Source organism: Sphingobacterium sp. UBA3519 (assembly GCF_002377215.1).
In the GTDB taxonomy this organism is placed as follows: domain Bacteria; phylum Bacteroidota; class Bacteroidia; order Sphingobacteriales; family Sphingobacteriaceae; genus Sphingobacterium; species Sphingobacterium multivorum.
Map to the genome: position 1 here is coordinate 1 of NZ_DFPI01000021.1, position 26,858 is coordinate 26,858.

Annotated in this window: 22 protein-coding genes; 8 read left to right on the top strand and 14 right to left on the bottom strand. The window is 39.3% G+C overall.

Annotated elements, in window-relative coordinates:
- The first annotated feature begins 502 nt into the window (after positions 1–502).
- A complete protein-coding gene (locus tag B3297_RS10065; protein ID WP_236560117.1) occupies positions 503–1,393 on the top strand; it encodes a DUF4886 domain-containing protein in 891 nt (296 codons plus the stop codon).
- A 7-nt stretch (positions 1,394–1,400) separates the two neighbouring features.
- Positions 1,401–1,901, top strand: a complete 501-nt coding sequence (locus tag B3297_RS10070) for a DinB family protein (protein WP_070564653.1) — start codon at positions 1,401–1,403, stop codon at positions 1,899–1,901.
- Between the two features lie 78 nt (positions 1,902–1,979).
- On the opposite strand, the gene sucD is transcribed toward B3297_RS10070, so the two are convergent.
- Both sucD and B3297_RS10080 read right to left on the bottom strand, forming a co-directional pair.
- Positions 1,980–2,852: a succinate--CoA ligase subunit alpha gene (gene sucD, locus B3297_RS10075; RefSeq protein WP_070564656.1), complete on the bottom strand. Its 873-nt coding sequence runs from the start codon at positions 2,850–2,852 to the stop codon at positions 1,980–1,982.
- A 90-nt stretch (positions 2,853–2,942) separates the two neighbouring features.
- Positions 2,943–3,476, bottom strand: a complete 534-nt coding sequence (locus B3297_RS10080; protein ID WP_070564659.1) for an RNA methyltransferase — start codon at positions 3,474–3,476, stop codon at positions 2,943–2,945.
- 113 nt (positions 3,477–3,589) lie between these two features.
- On the opposite strand from B3297_RS10080, the gene rpsT reads away from it, so the two are divergent.
- Positions 3,590–3,844: a 30S ribosomal protein S20 gene (gene rpsT / locus B3297_RS10085; protein WP_046671646.1), complete on the top strand. Its 255-nt coding sequence runs from the start codon at positions 3,590–3,592 to the stop codon at positions 3,842–3,844.
- A gap of 148 nt (positions 3,845–3,992) precedes the next feature.
- Here rpsT and B3297_RS10090 read toward each other — a convergent pair whose 3' ends face one another.
- Entirely contained in the window at positions 3,993–4,844 is an 852-nt protein-coding gene (locus B3297_RS10090) for a 3-keto-disaccharide hydrolase (protein ID WP_070564662.1), read from the bottom strand.
- Between the two features lie 39 nt (positions 4,845–4,883).
- Positions 4,884–5,717, bottom strand: coding sequence for an AraC family transcriptional regulator (locus B3297_RS10095; RefSeq protein ID WP_070564665.1), 834 nt, complete (start codon positions 5,715–5,717; stop codon positions 4,884–4,886).
- A gap of 432 nt (positions 5,718–6,149) precedes the next feature.
- On the opposite strand from B3297_RS10095, the gene B3297_RS10100 reads away from it, so the two are divergent.
- Positions 6,150–7,646 (top strand): succinate CoA transferase, encoded by a 1,497-nt coding sequence (locus B3297_RS10100; protein WP_070564668.1) that lies wholly within the window; start codon positions 6,150–6,152, stop codon positions 7,644–7,646.
- 141 nt (positions 7,647–7,787) lie between these two features.
- Here the strand turns inward: B3297_RS10100 and B3297_RS10105 are convergent, their stop codons facing one another.
- Together B3297_RS10105 and B3297_RS10110 are read right to left on the bottom strand one after the other, a co-directional pair.
- Positions 7,788–8,438, bottom strand: a complete 651-nt coding sequence (locus tag B3297_RS10105) for a DNA alkylation repair protein (protein ID WP_070564670.1) — start codon at positions 8,436–8,438, stop codon at positions 7,788–7,790.
- Positions 8,439–8,529: 91 nt separating this feature from the next.
- Positions 8,530–9,027, bottom strand: coding sequence for a DinB family protein (locus B3297_RS10110; protein ID WP_070564673.1), 498 nt, complete (start codon positions 9,025–9,027; stop codon positions 8,530–8,532).
- A gap of 315 nt (positions 9,028–9,342) precedes the next feature.
- On the opposite strand from B3297_RS10110, the gene B3297_RS10115 reads away from it, so the two are divergent.
- From B3297_RS10115 to B3297_RS10130, 4 genes are all read left to right on the top strand, one after another.
- Positions 9,343–10,389: an alpha-L-fucosidase gene (locus tag B3297_RS10115; RefSeq protein ID WP_083295883.1), complete on the top strand. Its 1,047-nt coding sequence runs from the start codon at positions 9,343–9,345 to the stop codon at positions 10,387–10,389.
- A gap of 83 nt (positions 10,390–10,472) precedes the next feature.
- Complete coding sequence (locus B3297_RS10120; RefSeq protein ID WP_083295884.1) at positions 10,473–10,880, top strand: EthD family reductase; 408 nt, start codon at positions 10,473–10,475, stop codon at positions 10,878–10,880.
- A gap of 184 nt (positions 10,881–11,064) precedes the next feature.
- On the top strand, positions 11,065–13,332 hold the full coding sequence (locus B3297_RS10125; RefSeq protein ID WP_286778887.1) for a right-handed parallel beta-helix repeat-containing protein: 2,268 nt from the start codon (positions 11,065–11,067) through the stop codon (positions 13,330–13,332).
- Positions 13,333–13,953: 621 nt separating this feature from the next.
- Complete coding sequence (locus B3297_RS10130) at positions 13,954–14,385, top strand: DoxX family protein (protein ID WP_115049632.1); 432 nt, start codon at positions 13,954–13,956, stop codon at positions 14,383–14,385.
- Positions 14,386–14,489: 104 nt separating this feature from the next.
- Here the strand turns inward: B3297_RS10130 and B3297_RS10135 are convergent, their stop codons facing one another.
- From B3297_RS10135 to B3297_RS10170, 8 genes are all read right to left on the bottom strand, one after another.
- On the bottom strand, positions 14,490–15,782 hold the full coding sequence (locus tag B3297_RS10135) for a hypothetical protein (protein WP_286778888.1): 1,293 nt from the start codon (positions 15,780–15,782) through the stop codon (positions 14,490–14,492).
- 271 nt (positions 15,783–16,053) lie between these two features.
- Positions 16,054–16,947 carry a discoidin domain-containing protein gene (locus B3297_RS10140; RefSeq protein ID WP_286778889.1) on the bottom strand — a complete coding sequence of 298 codons (894 nt, stop codon included), beginning with the start codon at positions 16,945–16,947 and terminating at the stop codon, positions 16,054–16,056.
- A 22-nt stretch (positions 16,948–16,969) separates the two neighbouring features.
- Positions 16,970–18,802, bottom strand: coding sequence for a RagB/SusD family nutrient uptake outer membrane protein (locus B3297_RS10145; protein WP_286778890.1), 1,833 nt, complete (start codon positions 18,800–18,802; stop codon positions 16,970–16,972).
- 50 nt (positions 18,803–18,852) lie between these two features.
- Positions 18,853–22,227: a TonB-dependent receptor gene (locus B3297_RS10150; protein ID WP_070564688.1), complete on the bottom strand. Its 3,375-nt coding sequence runs from the start codon at positions 22,225–22,227 to the stop codon at positions 18,853–18,855.
- A gap of 217 nt (positions 22,228–22,444) precedes the next feature.
- A complete protein-coding gene (locus tag B3297_RS10155) occupies positions 22,445–23,590 on the bottom strand; it encodes a FecR family protein (RefSeq protein ID WP_070564691.1) in 1,146 nt (381 codons plus the stop codon).
- A gap of 148 nt (positions 23,591–23,738) precedes the next feature.
- Complete coding sequence (locus tag B3297_RS10160) at positions 23,739–24,341, bottom strand: RNA polymerase sigma factor (protein ID WP_070564694.1); 603 nt, start codon at positions 24,339–24,341, stop codon at positions 23,739–23,741.
- 462 nt (positions 24,342–24,803) lie between these two features.
- Complete coding sequence (locus tag B3297_RS10165) at positions 24,804–26,207, bottom strand: M56 family metallopeptidase (RefSeq protein ID WP_286778891.1); 1,404 nt, start codon at positions 26,205–26,207, stop codon at positions 24,804–24,806.
- Complete coding sequence (locus tag B3297_RS10170; protein WP_070564700.1) at positions 26,204–26,578, bottom strand: BlaI/MecI/CopY family transcriptional regulator; 375 nt, start codon at positions 26,576–26,578, stop codon at positions 26,204–26,206. The genes B3297_RS10165 and B3297_RS10170 overlap by 4 nt, the downstream gene beginning before the upstream one ends.
- Positions 26,579–26,858 lie beyond the last annotated feature (280 nt).

A 26,858-nucleotide genomic window follows, 5' to 3' on the forward strand; every position in this document is an offset into this window, starting at 1 on the left:
GCTACCTGCCTGTACTTCCCCGACCAGCCCTGCCCTCTAGCCTTTACTGTTAAAACAGCGGATGGTGCAGTAGCATGACCATCGATGACTGTAGTTCAGTTTACAACTGTGCTGTAATGGTATGGAGCATCCTCGGAGTCAGGGGCATGCAACCGTCACCGTGGTCTATCGTATGGTAAATCGACGTAGCCAGCAGGGGTATGCAGTCGTCACTGTGGTCTAGCGGTACTGTGTAGCGTCTGTTCCAAAACTTTCGTATCTGAGTTTTTTTTATATTGCTAGAAGTATTATTGGCCACATTTGGTATGCTGTAGCGTCATAGTCACGGGGTATTGTAAGCCAAGTGGACAACGGTCGCACAAAAGCTACTTGTAATGACCATTAGCCTACCTTGTCCGAACTGTTATCCTGATAGCTTGCAAATGGGATAAAATCTCTCTTTCTGGGGATATCAATTCGCATTTCTACGAGATATTATCTAATTTAGTTGTTATTGCATTATATGATGATAAAAGTAAAACAGGTATTGGTTTTTGGTTTTTTAATCGTATTCTTTTTGAGGAATAATCGATTAAATGCGCAAAATAAATCTTTGGATGATGGTGTGCTACGAATATTGGCCATCGGTAATAGTTTCTCGGAAGATGCTATTGAACAGAATTTATATGAATTGGCGAAAGCCGGCAAGAAAAAGATAGTGATCGGCAATCTCTATATTGGGGGAGCTCCTCTAAATTTACATGTAAGTAACGCAAAAGATGATAAGCCAGCTTATCGCTACCGGAAAATAAATCTTGACGGGCAAATGTCCGAGAAAGCAAATGAGCGCTTATCTGAAGCGCTTATCGATGAGGCTTGGGATTATATTAGCTTTCAGCAAGCAAGTCCGCTATCAGGAGATTATGATTCGTATGCGAAGGATCTGCCACCTTTATATGATTATGTAACAAAACATATTCTATTTCCTGAAACTAAGTATATATTGCATCAAACTTGGGCATATCAGAACGGTTCATCGCATGAAGGTTTTGTTCGTTATAACCGTAGCCAAGATAGTATGTATAGGGCTATTGCCAATACTTCGCAAGAGGTGTTTAACTGGGGTAATTTCGATCTGTTGATTCCTTCGGGTACAGCTGTTCAAAATGCACGTTCGAGTTTTGTGGGGGATAATTTTACGCGTGATGGTTATCACCTAAATCTGAACTATGGACGTTTCGTTGCTGCCTGTACCTGGTATGAGGCGTTATTCCATGAAAATATACTGAACAATACATTTTTACCGCTTAAAGTAACCTATGTAGAGGGAGAAATTGCGCGAGCAGCAGCACATAAGGCAGTGGAATTCCCCTATGCTGTTACCGTATTAAAAGATTTTCAATTAATGAACTAGTATTTATATGAGTATCAAAAAGAGCTATTTGATCGAATTGGATCACGAAACAAAAAATACCAAACGTATTCTAGATCGGATACCGGACGATAAATTGGATTGGCGCCCGCACGAAAAATCGATGAGTTTGGGCGAATTGGCTGCTCATGTTGTCGAGTTACATAACTGGGTACACAAGGCAATACCAAAGGACGTATTTGATTTTAAAGTAGATTATAAGCCTCTCAAAGTATCCTCTGTCGAAGAGTTGAAAACAATCCTCACTCTTGGACTGGAAGAGAACAAGGCAACACTAGCGGATATCGCCGAATCGGATTGGTTTAATGAATGGGTGCTTAAAGCTGGGGACCATGAGATTGCCCGTTTGCCACGAGCTGGAGCGATACGTTTTATTGTCAATAATCATATCGTTCATCATCGTGGTCAGTTGACTGTTTATTTGCGATTATTGGATATTGCCGTACCGGGCTTATATGGACCATCGGCAGACGAAGCAATGTCTAGTTAATGTTGTCATCTAATTATTAGGTATAAAAAAAAGGGAATCAAATTTGATTCCCTTTTTTTTATATGCTCGATGGTCTAATTATTTAGCCAATTCTTCTGCGATTGCTTTTCCAATTTCAGCTGGAGATTCAACAACACGAATACCACACTCACGCATGATTTTCATTTTTGCAGCAGCAGTGTCATCTGCACCACCTACAATTGCACCAGCGTGTCCCATACGACGTCCTGGAGGCGCTGTTTGACCTGCGATAAATCCAACAACAGGTTTAGTACCGTGTTCTTTGATCCAACGAGCAGCTTCAGCTTCCATTCCACCACCAATTTCACCGATCATGATGATCGCTTCAGTTTCAGGGTCATTCATTAATAATTCAACAGCTTCTTTCGTTGTTGTACCAATGATAGGGTCACCACCAATTCCGATTGCTGTTGTGATACCTAATCCTGCTTTTACAGTTTGATCTACGGCTTCGTAAGTTAAAGTTCCTGATTTAGAAACAACACCTACATTACCTTTTTTGAAGATAAATCCTGGCATGATACCGATTTTAGCTTCGCCTGCAGTGATGATACCTGGGCAGTTAGGACCGATCAAACGAGAGTTTTTGTCGCTCAAGTAAGATTTTACTTGGATCATATCTTTTGTTGGGATACCTTCTGTAATACAAACAATCACTTCGATACCAGCAGCGGCAGCTTCCATGATCGCATCTGCAGCAAATGCTGGAGGTACAAAAATAATAGAAACATTAGCTCCTGTAGTGTCAACTGCATCTTGCACAGTATTGAATACAGGACGGTCTAAGTGTTGTTGACCACCTTTACCAGGAGTAACACCACCAACTACATTTGTTCCGTACTCAATCATTTGAGTAGCATGGTAAGTACCTTCGTTTCCAGTGAAACCTTGAACGATTACTTTTGAATCTTTATTAACTAATACACTCATTTCTTCTTTAAATTTTGCACACAAATCTACTATTTTGCTTTCTAAAATGGAAGCAATGTGAATAGGAATGTGACCTTTATTGATAAATTTTTAATTGAAATTGCGTTTTTGGATAAAATCCCAAAGAATAATGCCAATTGCGACAGATACATTTAAGGAATGTTTGGTTCCGTATTGGGGGATTTCGATGCAGGTATCAATTTTTTCCATGACATCTTCATCTACTCCATTGACCTCATTTCCAAAAATCAATGCATACTTTTTATCATTTTCTGGTTCAAACTGATGTAACATAACACTATCATCTGCTTGCTCGATGGCAATAATGACATACCCTTCTGACCGAAGCTGATCAACAACAGCTGTGGTATCTTTGTGGTATTCCCAAGCAACTGATTGAGTAGCCCCGAGGGCGGTCTTTTCGATTTCGCGATGGGGAGGTGTGCCCGTAATGCCACACAAGTATATTTTTTCAATAGCAAATCCGTCTGCAGTACGGAAGGCCGAGCCCACATTATGCATGCTCCGTACATTGTCCATAACGATTGTGATAGGAGTTTTTTCTTGTTTTTTAAACGATTCAACATCTGTACGTTGAAGTTCATCCATCGATAATTTTTGCATGTCGCAAATATACTAAACCTAAAAAATAAAATAGATTTTGAATATTGAAAATAAGGTGTTATTTTTGCAGTCCGAATTACAAGAAAAAATTGAATAAAAATTAGCTAAAAAAAATGGCAAATCATAAATCAGCGATCAAAAGAATTAGAGCAAACGCTACTAAACGTTTAAGAAACCGTTACCAAGCAAAAACTACACGTAACGCAATCAAAAAATTACGTCACACTACTTCTGCAGAAGAAGCAAAAACATTGTTACCACGCGTAATTTCTATGCTTGATCGTTTGGCAAAGAAAAATGTGATCCACAAGAAAAAAGCTTCTAACAACAAATCTAAGTTAACAAAATTTGTTAACGGTTTAGCGTAAGCTTTTCGTATAGATATAGAGGGGTACAGCTCGCTGTATCCCTTTTCTTTATGTTATATACTTTGGATTTCTCTTTCCAAGCGAATGGTAAATAAAAAAGCATCGATATTCGATGCTTTTTTATTTTAAAACTGACTTGGAGTGTTTTTTATTGTTGCAAATTTGGAAGTAGCTCCGCGATGACCTTTTTCAATTTGTTGGGATCTTTCATGTAAGGTTCCAAATCGTAAAGTTCCACTTTTTTAAAGTCAATGGGATGACTCTCACTCTGCAGTGAAATAGTCCCCTTACTTAAAAGCTGACCATCCTTTTTCACTTTAGGATCGAAACCACTTACATTGCCGCCACCAATTTGGGGTTTATTATACTGTAATACGACCTTGTTTTCAAGGATATGCTGCACAAGTGAGTCTCCCAATACTAAGAAATCAGCAGTTACCCATTGATCTCCAGCATAGGTTTTTGATGTTGAGCTGCTGCAATGTGGTGTAAATAGCTTATTGTCGATCACAACGTTTGTGCCTGGTGTACAAAGGTTACTTGTGGTCCGTTCGTCCTTGCCATTTCCACCCAGCAGTTGCCCCTCGATCGATATTGGAAAGTCTTGATCCACCCCCATGGTATTAGGATCCTGTCCATGTAGCATGGCTCCGCTATTACGCCAGGCCCAACCTTCTCCACCATTTACCTGTTCACCAACAAATCTGTAAGTGACGCGCAATAAATAAGCTGAGAATTCTTTATTGTAGAATAGATGACCATACTGAAAATTAAAATTATCATAACCATCATATCTTACTTTGAGTAAACCGTCTTCTACACGAAATGTATTTTTATAATTATCCCCAACTTTGTGGTTTCTGATTTTTGGGGTCCAGTTCTTCAAATCTTTCCCATTAAATAACTGAATGGGTTTGGGTTTCTTATCTTGAGATTTGGCAAATAAAGAAGTGCTGAGCAATAAAATTCCAGCACTATAAATGATATGTTTGAATTTCATCCTGAATTAGGTTTATTGACCTAAATTAGGTAAACATTTTTAAATAAGCAATTCTTTTTGTTTGACATATTCGCTTGGACGGATACCGACGACCTTATTGAATGTGTTACTAAAGGTGGGGAGACTATTGTATCCAACTTTGAGTGCAACTTCATTTACACTTAGTTTTTCGTCTAAAAGGAGCTTAAGAGCAGTCAGCATTCTGAGAATAGTGTAGTACTGGATAAAAGACATATTTAATTCTTTTTGAAATAGTCTGGCTAATGTACGTTCACTAATGTTAAATAATCCGGCAAGTTTTTTAAAGCTGACATTTTCCTCTATATTCTCTTCGAGGTAAGTGACGATATCCTTTAATTTCTGATGATTAGGATAGGGCAAGGCCAATGGAAGCTCATGCAGCGATAATTCCGGCAAGATAAGTTTAAATGCTGTAGCGATACTATATTTAGGTTCTTCGATCGGAAAGATATTGCCATTCCAGCGGTTGGTAAACATAATCAGCTCTATCAAAAGATCATTTACTGGATAGATTCCCATTTTGCTATAGAAGGGTGCGTCATTATTGGTTTTGGGAAAGTACAAATTACGCATAACGACCTCCGGTGTACTTGGATGAATACTATGTTTTATTCCAGCGGGAATCCACAAATAATGTCGGGCAGGTAGAAAATATGATTTTTCCTCTGTCTTAACAAATACGACACCGCCTTCTGTATATAAAAATTGGTCCTTATCGTGGCAATGTTCGGAAATATGATTCTCTGCAATAATAGCGTGGTGACAGTAAATGCTATCTTCAAATGAGTCTACTTCCGTCATATAATAACGGTTGACATATTTAGCATCTGTCGTTATATCTTGTGTATTCATTTTAACCTATAATACTATGTCACAAAGGTAAGACTTTTTTACTAGACCCCACCTTTACTTCTTGAAAGTGAGTGTATGCTTACGTTAAAATGGCAATTAATCGACAAGAGAGTTAGTCTTTACTTACTTTGGTTTTACCTTTGTTGTTGTAAGTTGTTTGTTATCAGTGTGATATATATTATCAATCAGTGTGATATAAAATATTTTTTATTATGATTTGTTGTATATTTTTGATTTGTAGCGAGTTGTGGCTTTTTAGTCTCGTTTGGATAATTTTGTGTCGAATGGTAATAAATATGCAGTTGAAAAAAATGCTAAAATTGTTTGGTTAAGCGGTTGGAAAATATAACAAAGAACTTTACAAATAAGGGAAATATATAGGTTTCAATTTCTTAAGTTTACAATAATGGAATAAAATCAAACTATAACAATATGGCTTACGAAAGAATAAAAGTTCAAAGCTTACATGATAAAGTGATTACAGCGGAAGAAGCTGCTAAGCTATTTCAAAATGGAATGGTCGTTGGATCGAGTGGTTTTACTAAGGCTGGAGACAGTAAGGTTGTGTTACCAGCCTTGGCTGAACGTGCAAAAGTGGATCCATTGAAAATAACCTTGATTACTGGGGCTTCGTTGGGACATGGAACAGACGGTAAATTGGCGGAAGCGGGGGCACTATCCAAGCGGATGCCTTTTCAGGTAGATCGTATTTTACGTAATAAAATTAATGCCGGGGATGTGCTGTTTATTGATCAGCATCTAAGCGAAACAGCCGAATTGCTGCACAATAAGAATTTGCCTCAGGTGGATATTGCTGTTTTGGAAGTAGCAGCAATAGAATCAGACGGAAGTATTGTTCCAACGACTTCTGTGGGAAATTCGGCTACTTTTGCTGCATTGGCTAAGCAGGTTATTTTGGAGGTCAATACTGCGATACCGATGACGATTAAAGGGATACATGATATTTACCAAGCAGAAGATTACCCTCGCCGTAATGTTATTCCGATTGTAGCACCTGAAAATAAAATTGGGCGTAAAACTATTCCTTTGGACGCAAGCAAGGTGGTGGGAATTGTGTTTACGAATGAGCTTGATAGCCCAGCCGATATTGCTGAACCGGATACCAAAACTACAGCGATAGCGAAGCATATTTTACAGTTTTTCGAAAATGAAGTAGAGCTAGGCCATTTGTCAGAAAGCTTGATGCCCCTCCAAGCGGGTATTGGAAAAGTAGCTAACGCTGTTCTGACCGGATTTATACATAGTAAGTTCCGTAATCTAACGATGTTTTCTGAAGTGTTGCAAGATAGTACCTTTGATCTTATCGATGCTGGAAAACTGGATTTTGCTTCTGCTTCTTCAATTACTGTTTCGGAAGAGTGTTATTCAAGAGTGTTCGATCATTTGGATCGATACCGCGATAAAATTGTATTGCGCCCACAGAACATTTCCAATACACCTGGACTGATCAAACGTTTGGGAATTATAGCAATTAATACAGCCATAGAGTTTGATATTTATGGAAACGTAAATTCTACCCATACTTCGGGAACAAATATCATGAATGGTATCGGTGGATCGGGTGACTTTGCACGTAATGCTTATTTGAGCATCTTTGTTACACAGGCAGCCTCTAAAGGGGATGCAATTTCTCATATTGTTCCTATGGTTTCTCACGTAGATCATACCGAACATGATGTCGATATTTTGGTAACAGATTATGGTTTGGCAGATTTGCGTGGTTTAGCGCCTCGTGAGCGAGCGAAAGTAATTATTGAGAACTGCGTACATCCCGATTATAGGGAGCAGCTATCAGACTATTATAACCGCGCTTGTGAAAGGGGAGGGCATACACCACATTTGTTAGAAGAGGCTTTTAGCTGGCATATTAATCTTCGTGAAAAAGGAACAATGAAAAAAGATCACTAACCGAGGGCGCGCGGTTACATATAGATTAAATGTATAAAGAAAGGCGAGGCTTAATGGTAGACTTCGCCTTTCTTGATGTATAACTATCACAAAGAAAATCACGTATTCATTTTATTGGTTACAATGAGCCATTGTGGCTTCCTATTGGATCTGTTTAGCCCCCAATTTGTGGCGATTGAGACCAATCGTAATTTTTGTCCGAAACCATTGTTTGGTTTCTGGCGATTCAATAACTTTACTGTAGCAAGCAACTAGCTTAGGGTGAAACTTTGCGATTGTTTTGGCCCCCCAGCCGATTCCTTTCTTCACGTGGAAATCTGTCGTGTTTGACAATGAAATCAGCAGCTTCAACAAAATGTCTACGAATGTGGCTGGTAGTCCCTTTTTTACAGCATAGTGCGTAGCTACACCAATGGTACGAACAATCCATTTATCAGGATGATGAGCTAATTCTTCTAATAATGGTATTGTCTTTTTAGGTGAAGTCAACAGCGCATGACCAAGTACGCGTTCGCCGATGATATCACAGACGTACCATTGATTGCCCATGGTTATATAGGTGCAGGCTTTATGGATGGATTCTTCAAAGTGTTCGGGGAGACGTTGCTGAAGAATTATTCCCGTTAAAACATAACTTCCCATTTCTGTTGTGACAATGAGACGATCCGTCAAGTGTAACTGCTCGGCCTCAGGCACGAATAGCATAATTTCCCTGGCCGCAAACTCCAGAAGTGGAAATCGAACTTTCTTTTTCAGTAAACACTCTTGTAAGCTTAATATAAGGCATTCAATACCGGATTGCTGTCATTGCTGTTTCGCCGCTGCGACAATTTCTCGGATTTGTACTTTACTGGTAATTTGGTCCATAGCGCTGCTCGAATCCCTATTGTTGATCTTTATAAATATTCCAATAATTAAAGTCTGTCATTGGGGCATCCGTAATTCCAATAGCTCGACCCATTGTAACGATTTGTCCCCTATGATATGTTCCGTGGAGGATCAGCTGTTGTATGTATTCATACTTTGTGAAATCGCATTGAAACCATGGTGATTCCACTTTGATATTTTTTTCAAGATCTAACTCCGATAGCTTGTTTATATAATCCACAAGTTGGACTGAACTTCTTCTTAGCGCTTCAAATATTTCTTCTTTTGTGGTTCGCTTTTTTTCAAAATCGAAATCATTGCTTTCTGAAATGTGGCTCCACCAATATTCCTGTGTCTGCAAGATGTGGTTTAAGGTTTTCAAAATGGTCGGGAAGCTTGAAGGTACCTCCTGGTTAAGTTGGTCGTCCGATTTATCAGCCAGCCAATTGATGTATTTATTGACAACCCAGTCGTTATACTCGGCACTTTTTGTAATTAAGGTCTTTAAACTCATAATTTCAATCTATAGTATGGTTTTTAATGAAATATTTACTAAATATAAATCCTTTTTGGAAAGAATTTATATTAAATTTCATAGCAGATAGACTGTTTGATAAGCTGCTTTGGAAGTTTTCATTTTTGTAAAATTGAGGCAGGTATAGCCCTGTACGCTAAGCGTAACTTCTTTGCAATAAATAAAAAGTGTTGTTCATATTTTTTATATTTATTTTGCAATAGCAGAATGGTTTAGCATTTGTCGAATGCGCAAGATACCGATAGAAGATTTGACAGCCGCTTGAGCTTGTTGGATTAACCAATTATAATAAATATGATAAAAGCAACGCATTGTATTCTTTCTCTACTAGCCATGTTGTTTATGAACATGGGAAACGCCCAAGTTAATAATTTAAAGGAATCCAAAAAGGATTTTGATGAACGGATGCATTGGTTTAGGGAAGCAAAATATGGAATGTTTATTCATTTTGGGCTTTATAGTCAACTTGGAGGGATATATAAAGGGAATTCAACCAAAGGATATGCCGAGTGGATACAATCGGAAATGAATATTCCGAAGGCAGCCTATTCGGAGCTGATTAACACATGGAACCCTAAGGACTTCAATGCAGATCGTATTGTTCAATTGGCTAAGGATGCTGGAATGAAGTATATTGTCCTGACGACCAAACACCATGAGGGCTTTTGTCTGTGGGATTCCCCCTACACAGATTATGATATAGCTTCGACCCCAATGAAAGGAAGAGATCTCGTGCGGGAGTTGTCCACAGCTTGTAAGAAAGCTGGGATTAGATTTGGTACCTACTACAGTATTATCGATTGGCATCACGATTCGCAATATGTCGATCCCAATGGTAAAGGAGATTGGGGCCAGATCCTCATCAAGCCAGAACAGAAAGCTGCTTATATTCAATACATGAAAAATCAATTGAAAGAATTGGTTGTAAAGTATGATACCGACATCCTTTGGTTTGATGGGGACTGGGTGAACTGGTGGGATATGGCCGCAGGAGAAGATCTTTATCAATATCTACGCAAATTGAAGCCCTCTCTTATCATTAATAACCGCGTAGCAAAGCGTGATCAATTTAAGCGAGATTTTGGAACGCCTGAACAAGAACATCCTGGAGCGTTACTGGATTACGATTGGGAAGCCTGCTATACCCTGAACAATTCTTGGGGATATAAAAAATCAGATAATAATTGGAAATCTCCCACAGAAGTAAATACTAAGCTACGAGAGATAAATGAAAAAGGTGGAAATTTGTTGCTCAATATTGGACCTGATGCTAACGGAAACGTGCCGGTTGCTAGTAAAGAAATTTTGTTGAAAGCAGCCACAGAGCGCAAAAAGAACTAATCTAAGCAATATTCGCTGCTTGTTGACTCATGGCAAATGTTTTTGGAAAAAAGAGTGTTATTTAATCTTACTTATCAACAAATATGAAAACAAAGATCATTTTAGTTATGGTTTTGATAACCATGCTGTTGGGCTTTCAGTGCAATGTAAAGGCAGATCCACCTTTTCATAAAAAAGGGATGATCAGGGTATCGATTTTTTATCGTAATGGACCTGGAAAGACATTTGATTGGGATTATTATCTCTCTAAACATATTGCGCTTGTCAAAAAAGTTTACGGTAAAGCACTGAAAGGCGTAACCATTGATAAAGGGCTTTCGGGACGTAGCTCAGCAGAAGGTCCGATTTATTTGGCCATTTGCCATTTGTATTTTGATGCTGTTGCAGCCTATCAGGATCCTTTAAAAGAAAATGGGAAAAAGTTTGCTGAAGATTTTCCAAAGTACACGAATATTGCGCCAGAGGTACAGATTAGTGAAGTGATTCAATAGACCGTTCGTTAATTAGGCGAAATACTATTGTTTTGTGAAATATAAATCTGATCGAATGAAACACGAACTGAAAAAGTCGTTTGTGCATAGCAAACGACTTTATTTTTATGGACTTATAGACCTAACTATATAGCGGGTTTATAGTCGATGTAATCTAGCTAAAACTATATGAACGATTAAAATTATGAAGATATCTTGTATGCTATTTCCTAAATTATTATTTATTGGCCTTACCGGTGTCACTTCGCTTAGTGTGCGTGGGCAACAGGCTGGCTCGGTCAAACGTATTTATGTCAGTACAAAAGGAAGTGATAGAAACCAAGGAACTATGGCCAGTCCCTATGCCACAGCTGAAGCCGCATTGCGATCGGTAGAAAAACAGAAGCAAGGGAAAAATACACCAGGCATCGAAATCATCTTTATGGCAGGCACCTATCAGCTGGATAAACCGATTGAATTGTCTGCTGGGATATCGGGTACAAGAAGGCAACCCTTGCGGATTAAAGCTGAGGATGGAGCACAAGTTACGCTGAGTGGTGGCAAATCGCTTAACCTCAAATGGAAACAGGGCGATCATGGTATTTGGGAGGCTAAGGTTCCAAGAGGATTAAACTTCCAAAGTCTATATGCTAATGATAAGCATCTTGTCCGGGCACGTTATCCAAACTACGATCCCACAGTCTTGCCATTTCAAGGCTATGCTGCAGATGCATTAAGTCCCGAACGTGTTGCAACCTGGAAAAACCCTAAGGGGGGAATTGTACATGCTTTGCATGCTGGTCGCTGGGGAGGATTCCACTATAAGATTACCGGAAAAGATGGCTTATCAACAGTTACACTTGAAGGTGGACAGCAAAATAATCGTCCCAGCAAAATGCACGAGACCTATCGCTTTGTCGAAAATATCTTTGAAGAACTCGATACCTTTCAGGAGTGGTATTTGGATGAGGAGGAGGCACTCTTATTTTACATGCCTGCTAAAGGAGTTGATCCCAACCAGCTGAAGTTTGTAGCGCCACAATTGGAAAATCTAATCTATCTTTCAGGTTCATCTTCCAGACCAGTGCATGATATTGAGGTTAGTGGCCTTCGCTTCATGTATACTGCTCCTACCTTTATGAAAACAAGCGAACCACTCTTACGTAGCGATTGGACGATCTATCGACAGGGAGCCGTAAAGATTGAAGCTGCGGAAAACTGTATCTTCCGCGCGAATGATTTTATTGCTTTGGGTGGCAATGCAATATTTGTTAATAATTACAATCGCGGGGTCAAAATCGAAGGCAATCGGATTGAACAGATCGGTGCCGGAGCGATCAATTTTGTAGGAGATCCAGCAGCAGTACGCTCACCGGAATTTCGATATGAAAAATTTGTTCCGTTTGACCAAATGGATACCATCAAAGGGCCAAAAACCGATAATTATCCTATGGACTGTGAGGCGAGTGACAATCTGATTCATAACATTGGATTGATCGAAAAACAAGTAGCAGGTGTACAGGTCTCTATGGCTGAATCTTTACGAATTTTGCATAATACCATTTACAATGTGCCGCGAGCAGGTATTAATGTAGGTGATGGTACCTGGGGCGGTCATGAGATAGCTTACAACGATGTTTTTAATACAGTCCTGGAAACCAGCGATCATGGAGCCTTCAACTCATGGGGGCGCGACCGATTTTGGCATCCCAATCGAAAGGAGATGGATGAACTGACGGGGAAACATCCCAATTTAATATTGCTGGACGCAGTCAAAACAACCAAAATTCATGATAATAGATTTCGCTGTGATCACGGTTGGGATATTGATTTGGATGACGGATCTTCCAATTATGAAATTTACAATAACCTTTGTTTAAGTGGAGGGCTAAAACTAAGAGAAGGGTTTTATCGCAAAGTGTACAACAACGTGATGATCAACAATGGTTTTCATCCTCATGTATGGTTTCAGCATAGTCACGATGTATTCCGTAATAATATCGTGATGGAGTCCCATCAGGATATACAGGTCAAGTATTGGGGGGAAGAGGTAGACCATAATATTTACGGACGGCAGGATGACCTCGACAAAGATCGAGCAAAAGGCATAGAAAAACATGGTCGGGTTATTCAATTGAACTTTACGAATCCCGCACATGGTGATTTCCGGTTGAAAAACTGGAAGGATCAGGATTTTAAAAATTTTGACATGCTGCATTTTGGCGTTACCAGTAAAAAACTTAAAACTCTTGCCGCTAGTCCTGAAATACCTCAGTTGATCCAATCCGAAGCAAAGGAGCAGGGGAGCAGATGGTCCTGGAAGTCGGGGGTATTTAAATCAGTGGAGACTTTGGGGGAGCAGTCGGCCGCAGGCCTACCCGCGATAAACGGCGTGCTGCTGCTCGAGTTGGATGAAAAAGGCAATCTTTACAAAAGCGGTTTGCGTGTCGGCGATGTTGTATTGAATTATTAGGGCGAGAAAATAGATCAATTAATAGACCTGCAACAAGCGATAAAAAAGCATGTACACGCTGACCAGCCGAAGGTGTTCATTTTTAGAAACCAACAGCAGCAGGAATTAACCCTGCAGCTGTAGTAAATTTTCTATGGACTTATTGAAATATAGCATTGTACTTTGGTTTGTTGACATGCGATATAGCTATTGTGAGCAATTAGCAGTAAACATGGCAGTTGTGATAGATCGATCATCTTATGACGATATTATTTTTTTGTTTATAATTTTTATTTCCATTGGGACTATTGAGCATCTTGGTCGTCATTATAACAGTGTGTTATCATTTACTGGGGTAGACACATGATATTAAATTCTTATTCGTATTAATTGATGTATAAGGCTGTACAGCACATGAGTGCTGGCAGCCTTATTGATTTAACTGTGCAATGGGTTTGACCAAAGGTAATCGCCGAACGATGAGCGAGGAAGTGAAGGTACAACACGGGTATTACAGCGAGGGGAGTCTTTGTGAGTATGGGATGGTTGAAACAAATTTCTTAAACTGGTTTAAGTTTGGACTGTTTTTGTTCTTTTAAATTTGGTTTATATCGTTTATACCCTATTTATATAATTCATACCATGTATAGTCAACTTTTTGTACGTTTAGCTGTATCTACAGCGTTTCTGTCTGCTGTCGCAGATCGTTTGGGGCTGTGGGGGGTACCGGGGGCATCACATGTTTCCTGGGGAAATTGGGCCAATTTTGTAGCCTATTCAAATACCCTTAATTTTTTTGTGCCTGAAACTTTAGGTAATATACTTGCTATCGGCGCAACATTATTAGAGGTTGTCTTAGCAATCCTATTGCTGATCGGCTATAAACTGCGTTTTACTGCATTCGTTGCCGGGATTCTACTGATCTGCTTTGGGGTGGTGATGACCCTCTCGTTAGGAATTAAATCGACGTTCGATTATTCGGTCTGGGTAGGAGCGGCTGCCTGTTTTCTACTGCGGACTGCCGATAACTTTCCCATTAGCATAGATCGGTATATTGAACTTCGAAAAAAGTAAATGGATGGGTAACTGAAGGGTCGAAGATTTGATCGTCTTAGAAATACGTTTTAAAAAGCATAAAAAATGCCGTCAAACAAAGGAGCTTAACGGCATTTTTTTGATTACATTTCCTTTAAATTTACCTCTTTCTTTTCACCGTATTTGTCAATGGTGACGTGCTTTTCAACATTGGCTTTGTCGACATAGGATGATCTTGCCGTACCATAATTTGTCGTGGAACCTGTATAACCCCAATAGTTATAATAATTGGTGTAGCCTGATACATAGGAATAGTTGTAAGAATTGGTAAAATCGAAGCTCGCCATAATCACGTATGCACCTGGCATGAGACCTGCAAATTCGAAATGCCCCTCATCATCATACACCTTTGCTTTTTTAATAGCATAGCCAAAATCGGGATCCAATGGAACTTCCTGCACCTTTTTCTGTTTTCGGATCTTTTTATTGACTTCCAGCCATTCTTCGTAATAGGCGGAGTTGGCGAAGAGCGTAATTTCTGTACCTTTTGGGGCATATTGCTTTTTGGCGGTATTCACGAGTCCGCCAAGTTTTTTTCCGGAGCTAGATCGAGCGTAAGCCGTCCCGATAATAACACTGTTACCCTGGGAAATCTGTTGGGCAGCCTGTTCTTTGTTAAATCTATTTTTAATAGGTTGATAGTCCAGTTCTTCGTTTACGGTAATTTCCCATTTGCCGTTTCCCATGGACATTTCCCTTTGCCATAATCGGCGATCTTTCTTATCGATGACATAATTATAGATGGCTCCGGTACTTTCTTCTAAAAGTGTAACCAGCCAACTGTCGTGTTTACCTGTTTTTGGGGAGCCATAACTGTAGCTTTTTACTTCCTTGATGGCATAGTCTTCGACGAAAATGTCCGAATCACTATTATAATAAAATTGCGGGATGCGCGCTTTATACCCTAGGTCTAAAGGGAGAGTTGAAATCAGGTGATCTGTCCAGTTAAAATCCACAAAAGGTCTAGTTGGCTGTAAGTTGATCTTTTTTTCCTTTTTCGTTTTCTTCGAATAATAATTACCTGTAATTGTTTCTCCAAAGTTGAGGTTTACTTTTGTTTCCTTGCCATCGCTAGAATAGCTGATAGACCGAAGTGTTTTTGCGTCGGCAGTCGTCGTGCGTATCGAAGTCCAGGCATTGTCTTTCGGAACATAGGTATTGGTTAACGTCAGCTGATTGTTGGCCGCTACAATATCGTAGGTCAGTGATCCTTGTTTGTCCCAATTGTTGTCTTTAACATAATAGACCGTATACAGTGATTTTTCTGGTTTTATATAGTTGGTATTGATATCGCTGCTCCCAGGGGTGACGGTCTTTTGACATAATCCTACGGCTGGAAGTAAACCTACTCCCAATACAAAGGCATATAATTTCATATATGTAAACTATAGTTAATGAAAAAACAAGTTGTTTTCTTGTTCGATTTATTTATCTAAGGTAATAAAAAAGTTTTTTATTTTTTTGCTGGGGATCGCTTCTTCACATAGGCTGATGCTATAGCGGAAATTTGACCTCAGAGCATTTTGGAGCTTGTTTGAATGTTGATGATATACTAGAGCGAAAAGTAAAACGGAGGTATTTCTACCTCCGTCGTTGTGCTCTTTTGAGCACCATTGATGATTAGAAAAAAAATCTTTGTGATGATGGTCAATAATTATCTTCAACTTCCTTTTCTTTGTCGATGATAGAAGAGCGCATCCGGTAGACATTCATTTCACCCAGATGGGTATAACTTTTCCCGCCGTTTTTAAGGATCATTAGCCGGAAAAATTTGGCCTTATAGTTTTTATCAAAAGCCAAACTTTGCTCTTCAGCTACATTTGATGTGGAAAGATTATCCTTTGATGTAAACACTCTTGTCCACTGCTGGCCGTCTGAACTTATTTCTATTCCCCATTGTTTCGGACGTCCGGCTTCGTCGCTATTGTTTTGTCTGAAGAAGTACTTTATGGCGCCAATCTCTTCTTCTTGGGGAAAATTTAGTTGGATCCAGTGCGGAAGAGGGGCTGTATTTGCAGACCATGCTGTATGCCAATATGTATTCTTATCGCCGTCAAATAAATTCTTTTTGGGTCCCTCGCTGTTTTCCTGCGTGTAGGTTTCTACCATATTATCGGTCACCTGTATTTTAGTTAACTCGTTCGGGAAATAGGTCACTTCCGAAGGCCTAACGATTGGCCGAACACTATTGCTGCTTATGATATCTCCCCCAATGCTTGTTTTCTTGTCTTGATTGAACAATTGGACGTTGAAGACATATTCATATTTGTTGATCAATCCGTCGATCCGCATGGTGTCGGCAAAAGAACTTATATTGATTTTATAGATTTTATCGGGATCTTTTGATCCCACTTTTTTATATGTGATCTGTCCATAAAGATAATTGTTATCTGAAGGAAGTTTCCATTTCAGGAGAGTCCCGCCAATACGTGGTTCAGCTTCAATCGAAACCAGTTGTGGTGGCTTGGTCATTTTTATTTCGACTTTTTTACACGCTATTGCTAAAAAGAGTAGAGCGAATATTCCGATATTGTATTTCATCTTGTGCAATTCATTAAATTAATTAATAACCGGGATTTTGTACCAATTCCTCGTTTTTATTGATCTCTTCCTGTGGTATAGGCATTAAATAATTACGCTGACTAAAACTACGTGGAAAAACGACCGTTGTTATTTTGAAAAATTCTGTATCGGTAGCTCCTTGTATATTCATTCCTTTCGCCTGTTGGTTGAGGTATTGATCGGCGATCATCCAACGTCTTAAATCCCAGAAGCGATGGCCTTCCAAGTAAAGTTCAATAGTACGTTCTTGTCTGACGATGGAACGTAGTGTTGCCTGATTCGTTGCGCCGCCAATTGGAGCCCATGCGACATCAATTGTTGGGATGCCCGCACGGACCCTAACGCGGTCAATATATTGTTTGGCCGTATTCAGATCCTGACCGTATTCGATCAGCGCCTCCGCGTAGTTCAGGTACAATTCTGCTAGACGTATCACAGGCCATGGATAATTGACGGAGACCTGCAGTCTACTTTGGTTCAATTCGGGCGCAATACCTTTTTTGTTGAGATATCCTGTTGGTGAGTAGTTATTAGACCGTCCTTGGATGCCGCAATTGTCATTTTTCCGAAACTGAACTAGGATTTGATTGGCACTCCCTCTAACCACTTCATAGTAGCTGTTGTGATATGCAATCCAAGCATTGAAGCGCGGTTCTCTGTTTAGATTTAACGATAATGTATTGCCATTGGGTGTACTTGTTACAGCGTATCGTCCATTATAGTCATAATTGGGGTCTTTGTCAATCGGTAAACCATTTTTACTATAAAACGATTCGATCAGAGTGAGGGTCGGGGATACACCGTTATACGACTCACCTTGTGCGCCGCTAAGAAAGGGAGTAGATTTATTTTGAAAATCGTAGAGACCTTCCCGACGTGTTTCCGCCCAAATCACTTCTTTGGTATTGGCTTTGTCAATAAAAGTAAGGCGTAAGTCCTTTTCAATAGGATTAGCTGGTAGTACGGTATTGTAGGTGCTGTTTTTATACAGTGAAGCCCCACTTTGTTCAGCTGCATCAATGGCTTCTTTAGCCGCTAGGGCTGCACGGCGCCATTTTTCTTTGTCGAAGGTAGTACTGATCAATGCTGTGCCATCCAAATTTTTGAAATTGGCATAGAAGCTCTGTTTATTACCTCCACCGCCATTAAAGAGCGGTGATGCTGCATAAAGCAATGCCCTACCCTTTAGCGCTTTGGCAATAACCGAGGAAGCACGACCCCACTCATCCGCAGCACGAAGAGCAGGTAACTGTCCAGCTGTCTCATCCAGCTTTTTGATAATAAAATCAACGCAGGCATCATAAGTCGAACGTTTGGGATACGCTGAAGAAGGGGCATTGACGTCAAACTCTTGGTCTGCAATAACGACTGGACCGTACATCCGGACCAGTAAGAAATGATAAAAGCCGATCAGGAAATTGGCTTCAGCTTTATATTGTGCCGCCTCCTGTGGATCTATCCCAGGGACTTTATCTACATTGCGAATTAAGATATAGCATTGTCTTATTCCTTTGTAAAGGTTATCCCAGTAGGAAATGACAGGACTTGAGGCCGTATATTGCCCACGGGGAAATCGAGCAAAGGTTTCATGTTCAAAAGCAGTTGTTACTTCGTCGGAAGTCATCAAATCAATGGAAGAGGTGCCTACCCGAGAATTTGGAATCCACGCATAGCAGGAATACAAATAACCTTTGGCTGAATTTGGATCACGAAAGGCGTCTGCTTCCGAAGGACGTTCATCAGGGACGATATCCAAGAATTTACTGCAGGAAGTGGTAGTCAAAAAAGTCGCGCATGCGAATAATGCAAGGTAGCCTATATATTTTCTTTTCATCTGATAAATCATTTTAAAATTCTATTGATAGTTTTAATCTTGAAGTTGTTTTAATTGAAACGAAGTTGGACTCCGAGATTGAATACTTGCTGTGTCGGATATCCCAAACCATTGCCTCCACCTTGTTCAGGATCCCAAAGTTTGAACTTAGAGAAGGTCAATAGATTATAACCACTTAGAAAAATGCGTGCAAATTTGTGCGAATATCCAATCTCAGCACTTCTGAGTTTTAGGAATGCCCCATTTCTCAGCCAATAAGAAGAAGCTTCAGTATTGTTGAGATTGTCCAATTTGCTCAGTCGTGGATAGGCAGCAAATATGTTAGGATTTTCAGGACTCCAGCGGTCCTCGGCAATAAACTGCAATACATTGCGTACACCTTGATTTCCAAATGGATGGAAACCACTGATCATAAAAGAAGTTCTATCAACTCCCTGTAGGAGGAAAGAAAAATCAAATTTTTTGTAATTGATGGAAGTACTCAAACCATAGACAATTTCAGGTGTTGTTGGATAACCCATTCGAACTCTATCATCGCTATTGATGAGATTTAGACCATCAATATCATTGGTTAGATCTTTATATTTGATGTCTCCCGGAGCGACAAAACCCCCTAGCTGTTGTAATGGACTGTTATCTATTTCGGCCTGATCAATAAATAAGCGTTCAGCAAGATAGCCTAGGTTTGTGCCAATAGAATACCCAATTTGCGAGAGGTTGCGGTATTTGGTAAAGGCTGGCTCATTATTTTTCAGTACGGTGTTATGTGCATATGTAAAGGTTCCACGCATCGATATTCCCCAATCTTTTTCACTTTTGTTCCATTCTAGGGAGAAATCAAATCCCCTATTTCTTACCTCACCAACGTTGCCATACACTTTCGTTCCTGCAGTACCAAATACGTTAGGGATTGTTGCCGAACGATCAACGAAAATATTGGTTCTATCTTCCTGGTATAGGTCGAAAACAATATTGAACTTATTGTTAAGAATACCGAGGTCCACACCAATGTTTTTCTTCTCTGCAACTTCCCAAGAGATCATTGGGTTTGCAAATTGTAAGTAAGTAGGTCCTGTATAAGTCGTATTCTGATCGATACCTGTTGTAAACGATGCTCCATCCAATTTGAGGTCCGAAAGATAAGGAAAACGTCCTCCGCCAATCTGATCATTACCAACCTTACCCCAGCTACCTCTAATTTTTAAATTACTGACAGCAGGAAATAAATCTGTGAAGAACTTTTCGTTACTGAGTACATAGCCCAAACCAACGGAAGGGAAGAAGCCAAAGCGACTTCCAGTGGCAAAGTTTTCGGAACCATTGTAGCCAAAGTTGACTTCGGCAAGATATTTATTGGCGAAACCATATGTTGCACGTCCCGTAATGCCCTGGCGTCTACGCGGTAGCGAACTGATTAGATCAGCCGGATTATTGACATTGAAATCGGTGGTATTGTAAAGAAATAAACCTGATACGGTGTGATTACCAAATGTTCTATTGTATTCGATGGAGGGCTGGAAATAGATTTCGCGATCACCGCTAGTGCCCGTTTCGGTTCCCAGGGAAAGATTTTGTGGCTGCCCCACCATGACTAGATCGTAGGTATATCCACCTGCAGGATCGGGTGCATAGCTGTTAATCATGTATTGATTGTAGCCACTGGTTCTTTTTGTTGTTGTGTTGCTCCAGTTTTTAAAGGAAACCAAGGCTTTAAATTCTAGCCCTTTGGTAATGAAATCAAGTTTTTGAGCACCGTCAATGGTAGTCAATAAGGTACTTTGGAAACCATTTTGATAGCCATTGACCATGCGGGCAAAGGGATTGATAAAACCATTGTTGACTGTACCACCAGCTTTTCCTCCGTATTGAACGTCTCTTCTGTCAATACCGGTAAATGGAAACATAATAGGGAAGTCCACTGGATTGGCATTCATGATGTCGCCAAATACGCTTGGAGCATCTACACCGGCACCGTAGTAATCACGAAGTTGTGCATTGAGCTTTAAAGCTATTTTGGTGGTTGAAGTAAGGTTAACATTGATATTGTTCTGAAAGCTATACCGTTTGACAGAGACATTGTTGTCAAAAGAGTTGAGGTCAAATTTACGCAATAAACCGTTGCTAATGTTGCCGGTTGCACTGAGGAAATAGCCTATTTTGCTGCCACCACCTTGTACATTTAGATTGAGCTCGTTGTTGATGGTACGGGACTTAAACATTTCATTATACCAGTCAACATTAGGATATACATAGGGATCCAAGCCTAATCTTGTGCCGTTTATTTTATCTTGGGAATATAAAATTTCACCAGTACCGCGACCTGTAACCGCTTCATTGAACATCTCCATATAACTTACACCATCAACAAATTTTGGTATGGAAGTAGGTCTTGAGATCTGTGATTGTGCACGTGCTGAAATACGCGGTTTATTGAGGTCTTTACCTGTTTTTGTGGTGATAATTAGGACGCCGTTTGCTCCCCTAGTACCAAATACGGCAGTGGCAGTAGCATCTTTAAGGACTGAGAAGCTTTCGATAACTTCTGGTGCCAATGCGTCCAGGTCGCCTTTGGAGATTGCTACACCATCCAATAAGATCAGGGGATTGGTGGCTCCGCTAAATGTCGATACACCACGAATGAAAAAGCTAGCCCCATCTGCACCGGGTTCGCCCGAACGTTGTACTGCGATTACACCCGAAAGTCTTCCTCCCAATGCATTGGACAGATTGGCCGTTGGGATACGTAAGGTTTCTGGTTTTACTGATTCCAATGCTCCCACGACACTGGTTTTTTTCTGTGTTCCGTAACCGACAACAACAACTTCACTTAAGCTCTGATCGGGACTTAGCTGCACATCAATGCGACGTTTGTCGGCAATGGCAATTTCCTGATTGGCGTAGCCGACATAGGAAAATATTAGTGTCGAATTTGCGGGAACCACAAGAATGTATCTTCCATTGCCATCTGTTGTTGTACCGATTGACGGGCTGTCTTTAACCTTGACACTAACACCATAAAGATTGTTTCCATCATTTTTCACTGTACCTACAATCTCAACCTTACCGTTTTTTTGAACGGTGGGGGCGAGGGGTGTTTTTTTTTCTCTATCCGAAATCACAATGATGCCATTGTCAATTGTAAAGACCAAAGGCTGATGTTCCAATAATTTTTCAAGGGCCTGTTTTAGTGGCTTATTCTGGATATCTATGTTTTGAATAGGCCTTACTTTGTCGAGTTGGCTTGTCTTAATGATAAAATCGACGTTAGTCTGTTTTCTGATTTCTTGAAATGCTTCGGACAATGTAATCTGCTTGTGTTTAAGGGTAACATTTTGAGCAGAGGAGACATGTGTTAAAAAGATAAATGCTGTTAAGAGGACCGCAACTTTTGTAGATCTGTTGCATAATGATCCGATGTATCGCATAGCTTTAATAAAAAAGACAATGCAATACTTACTACATAAATAATAATGCATATATTTATAAATTGGTTAACTGGTTTGATGTTGAAATGAATTCTTGTTTTCCAAGTAAAAAATTAGTCGAGAGTGCTGGCAGGCATTTTCGGCTATTTTTTTGGAAGAAATGTTTAGGCTGGACTGGTTTCTTTCATAATCAGTGGTTATTAATGTGTGTTATAGTTTATTGCGATATGTACAGTTTATTGTTTCGTATGTTATACTTGATGGAACCGGAAAGCTGAAGTGCTCTTAATACATCGTTTAATCGTTTTTTTCTAGAAATTTGAGCGACATAGGTTTCCTGTGAAATGGGGCCTTCAAAAATTACTTCAATGTTATACCAGCGCGAAATTTTACGCATGATTTCCTTTAAGTTGTTATTGGAAAAGTTGAAATCACCATTTTTCCAATCTAATACTTGATCCAGGTTTATTGATCTTACTGCGATATTTTGATCCGTTAACGTAGATTGTTGTCCTGGTTTTAGTAAGGTTGTATTGTTTTTGCAACTCACTCTTACAGACCCTTCTGCAAGGGATGTCTGTGTGGAAGATTCATCATCGTAGGCATTGATATTGAATTTAGTCCCTAAGACTTCGACCTTTTGAAGCGAAGTTTCGACAATAAATGGTTTTTGTTTATTTTTTGACACTTCAAAGTAGGCTTCACCCGTCAGTTCTACACGGCGTTCAGAGGTTGAAAATGCACTTGGATATTTAAGGCTGGAATTGGAATTTAGCCAAACTTTTGTGCCATCAGAAAGGGTTATCTGGAATTGCCCGCCCTTTGGTACATTCAAAAGATTCATAGCGATGCGTACATCGGTATTTCCCTCAATTTTATAATTAATTCCGCCTTTTTCTGTTTTTTCAATTGTTGTGCCGAGCTCTTCAGTTAATTTTCCATTAGCAACATCCTCCAGTACGATCGTTTTACCGGAAGAAAGCACAAGTGTTGCTTTATCGCGACCAGGTTCGATGATAGTAGCTGTATGATCATTATATGTGCTGCGGTTAAGAAATAAATAAGAGATAGAGATAATCAGTATGATGGCAGCTGCAACGCCTGTAGTTTTATACCATGTAGGACTTTTGAAATTTTGTGGTTCCGTGTCAAGATCAATTTTACCAAAAACACGGTCTAAAATCATCTTGTCTATAAGTTCTTCCTTATCCCGAGATTCAAGTTGGTTCTCGATCATCTGTTCAAGCGCCTCCTTGTTATTCGTATCCTGAAAATATTGAAATAGCTCCGCCGTCTCTTCTCTTGAAGCGTGGTTATTGAGATATCTTTCAAATAATAGTTTTATATGTTTTGAATCTTTCACTGAGTAGCTATTTATATATAATACGGAAAATTAGAGCCTGTCCTCTGCTCTGATTTTAAAAAAAAGTAAAAAAAATTAAAAGTGTTTAAAAAGGGCTGTTTGAATACCTATGGGAGTGACCTGTTTGTCGATAGAAACAGCGAGTGTCTTATTTTTGATTTAATACGGCACTGATAAGAGCAATTAACAGGGACGGTGTAATTTCCTTGCTCAAACAGAAGCTCTGAATCTGTTTTGTAGCCTTCACGATATGGTCACTGATCGTAGAAGTGGAGATACCTAAGGAACTACTGACCTCCTCATAGGTTTTCCCCTCTATTTTGCATAAGGTATAAATGAGTTTGCGTTTTGGAGATAAGTTTTCAATGGCTTGATTGACAATTTTTTTAGACTCTTTGTACGCATATTCCTCCTCAATGTGGGAATAGTCTGATGTTGAAATGGAAATAATCAACTCTTTTAGATTTCGATTTTTGATCTCTTTATGAAAGAAATCATACACGAGGTGTTTAGCAATAGTGAAGAGATAAGACTGAAAGGACTTGTCGGGGTCTATTTCACCGCGCCTCTCCCATAATTTCTGAAATACATCCTGAAGGATTTCTTCTGCACAGGCAGGTATTTTGACTAGGTTAAGTATATGACGGTAAAGTCTAGGGCTATAGCGATAGTAGAGCACCTCAAATGCCTTATGATTGCTTGACTTAAGAGCGAGCAGTAAGGCCAACTCATCATTTTTACATGCCTCCATAATTTAAACTTGTATTTAAAACCAAATTCCTCCTGATCAGAATTTAATAATTGGGTATCATACCGTATAGTAGCAGTATTATCTTAATGATAGCAGATGAATACAACAAGTATATTAGAAGTATATTGTTGGTATACTACTGGTACTCTTCTACAATGTTACCGATTTGTTATTTGGTTTTTATACAATTTTTTTACGCAAACGATTGCTTTAAAAATAAACTACAGTAGAATTTATCGTTTTTTAAACCCGAATCCAATCCTTAATTATATTTTGGAAAATACTGATGTTTGTTTTTAACTTGATTTTAGATTATATCAATAGCTATAAGAAGAGTTGGTACATTAAATTTTGAATGATCTAAACAACATTCTGGTTTATAGGTGAGTAATTGTGAGGGGGAGACATATCGCAATAAGAGGAATTGTATTCCTCTTATTGTATTCCGAAGAATTCTGCTATCTATTTTTTATTTACAGATTTTACTTCTACTTCGGGTTTCATTTTAAGGACGATCTTTACGGGCGTTTCCTCCTTAACTTGAATATCTTTTTGATCTTGATTTGAACTGACAGTCGCATTCGCAGAAAGATTGATACGTTTTGGTTGACGCGGTTGAATATTCTCGACCTTGACTTCCTCAATTTTAGGTGCTACTTGCACTTCTTCGACTATCGGTGAAACTCTTTTTGATGGAGTAGACTCTTTTTGAGGCTCCGCAAATTTGATTCGCTCAACATGTACCTCATCGATTATTTTTGGGGAATTTTGAGGTGGAGCAGGTCTTTTCCGAGGTTCCGGGGAACGTACATTACCTTCTTGTTGGGAAGAAGACCTGCGCTGGGATATCATTGGCGGAACCATTTCTTTTGTCGGTGATTTAGGAGATCTTCCACTAGTTTTAGGAGCGTCCGGTCGCCTTGATGCAGCGGGCCTTATTGCGGTGTTGGTAGCCGCTGCTTTTTTTGTCGTGGTCGGCGTTGTTTTCTGTGCTTCCACATGTGTTGAAAACAATGTAGATATCGCTACTGTCAGTAATAAAGTAAGCCCGGGCATTAGCAAGAGTTTACTTCGGGTTGTTCTTTTTTGTAACATAATTAATCGTTTTTTTGTTGTTAAGAAATTAAAATTACTGGCCGGTAATGTGTTTATATCAGGGGTGGGCATGCTCCACTCGATAATCAAATGTTGGTATCTTAACTTTTCATGAATCTTGACTACGGCATTATCTGCAAGGTATTCATGAGTTTGTCGGATCGATTTCTGAATGAGATAAATGAAGGGATTGAACCACAAAAATATACCCAAAATCTGTATGAAAAGTACATCCATCGAATGGCGTTGATTGGCATGGGCCCGTTCGTGAGTTATAATTGACTGATCAATACCGCCCTGTTGATAGGCATCTTTGGGAACATAAATTTTTTGAAAAAAGGAAAAGGGTGTTTTTAAACCATGTATACAATAAATGGACTGTTCATGGGTTGGTGTGGCACTTCGGATATAATATAGGAATTTGCGGTATAACCATACTTGTCTCAGAAGTAATGCAATGGTGACAATTACATACATCAGCAGAGCGACATCGTACCAATCGACGTGATAATTATTGAAGAGCGCTGAATCTGTTGCGGGCTGTTTAATGATCGGCCCCGCAGGGGTAACATCACTGTTTCTGTCGTTCAGTAAGTTGAAAACATCAAATGGGACAGCGATCTGTAACAATGGAATGATGACAGATAGGGGGATAATCCCGAGTAAATAACAACGGTTGAATAGCAGTAGTTTTTGGTTGCGTAGTATTGACCAATAAATAAGATAGAGTAAACCCGAACAGGCTATCAGTTTTCCAATATATAGCATCATGTCTCTTTGTTTTTAATTTCGGAATCAATTATATTTTTCAGTTCCTCCAATTGCTCTTTGCTCAGCTGAGATTGTTTAGTGAAAAAAGAAGCAAATTTTAATGCTGAATTGTCGAAGTAGCTTTCTACGATATCATTTACATGTGCTAAATAATAGCTGTCTTTATCAATTAGTGGATAATACTCTCTCGAATTTCCATAAAGCACATAAGATATCGCTCCCTTTTCAGTCATTCTCTTCAATAATGTAGCAACAGTTGTTGGCGCCGGTTTAGGTTCAGAATACGCTTCCATAAGATCTTTCATAAAAGCTTTTTTCATGTCCCAGATGTAGCCCATCAATTGTTCTTCCGTAGCTGATAATTTATTCATACTACAAATATAGAATGTATTCTATATTGTGTAGAATTAAAGTGTGTTAAATAATTTATTATTTTTTTATTTTGTTGATTTATAAGTGTTTATTTTTTTTTTTTTTGAGGATGGAGATAATTTTCACCGTAAAATTAGTTGCTGTTCCCAGATATAACCGATAAGCTTATACAAATAATAGGGGAGCTGAATATGTCCGTATATTGTTTTAACTAAGGGATCTGTCGTTGGATATTGAAGTACTTCGGTCCCAGGTTTAGATGATTAGACAAGGACTAAG